Origin of the sequence: Spongiactinospora rosea (genome assembly GCF_003315795.1) — a bacterium.
GTDB classification, from domain to species: domain Bacteria; phylum Actinomycetota; class Actinomycetes; order Streptosporangiales; family Streptosporangiaceae; genus Spongiactinospora; species Spongiactinospora rosea.
The window spans coordinates 1-1,002 of record NZ_QMEY01000076.1 but is presented as its reverse complement, the minus strand read 5'-3'; the positions used below and the strand labels follow the sequence as shown (position 1 = coordinate 1,002).

The window sequence follows — 1,002 nt, the reverse complement described above, 5'->3', positions numbered from 1 at the left end:
CCCGCGTTACCACCAACCGCCCTATACATTCAGACGGCGGCGACACCACATGACTGGTGCCAGGTTTCCCCATTCGGACATCCCCGGATCAACGTCTGGCTGGCGACTCCCCGAGGCTTAACGCAGCCTCCCACGTCCTTCATCGGCTCCTGGTGCCAAGGCATCCACCGTGCGCCCTAAACAACTTGGCCACAAAAGATGCTCGCGTCCACTATGCAAATCTCAAACAACAACCAGACAACCCACCCCGACCCGACACCAAACCACCAACCTGCGACCAAAGCCCCAGACAGATGCGGTATATCGGCGAGATGAGTCCCGGAAGACGAAGAAACCCCAAACCGGAGAGCCTTCAAGGAAGAACCACAAAGACCACGATCTTGGATCTTTGCGCCTTGCTTCCCGGCTTTCCCCGGCCCCGGCACCCCAGCTCGTCATGCCCAACAGCAGGCGCGTACTCCCCACCAGCTCGGTGAAGGCCACACCCGCCAGCACAAGCGGCAGGATGCCAGACGGTCCGTTTCCTCAGGACCCAACAGTGTGCTCGACCCGGCGCCATCCCCAGACGGCCTTCCCACTCCCGCACCCCCAGAAGAGGGCGGGCGGTACCGACCGGCCAGGCGCATGACACCCGAACCGAATAACCAGTGCTCCACTAATGAGCCACCAGGCGAGACACATCCGGCCTCGACCCCGGCACTGGACCCGGCCCTCCTCCTACGGTCACCCGCAGCGGTAAGGACCTGGCCTATAGCTCCTTAGAAAGGAGGTGATCCAGCCGCACCTTCCGGTACGGCTACCTTGTTACGACTTCGTCCCAATCGCCAGCCCCACCTTCGACCGCTCCCCCCACACAAGGTGGTTGGGCCACGGGCTTCGGGTGTTGCCGACTTTCGTGACGTGACGGGCGGTGTGTACAAGGCCCGGGAACGTATTCACCGCAGCGTTGCTGATCTGCGATTACTAGCGACTCCGACTTCATGGGGTCGAGTTGCAGACCCC

2 rRNA genes are annotated in these 1,002 nt (G+C 62.1%); both read right to left on the bottom strand.

Features of this window, described 5'->3' with window-relative positions:
* Nucleotides 1-191, bottom strand: a 23S ribosomal RNA gene (locus DP939_RS45220); the annotation flags it as partial.
* Nucleotides 192-762: 571 nt separating this feature from the next.
* Nucleotides 763-1,002: ribosomal RNA gene (locus tag DP939_RS45215) — 16S ribosomal RNA — on the bottom strand; the annotation flags it as partial.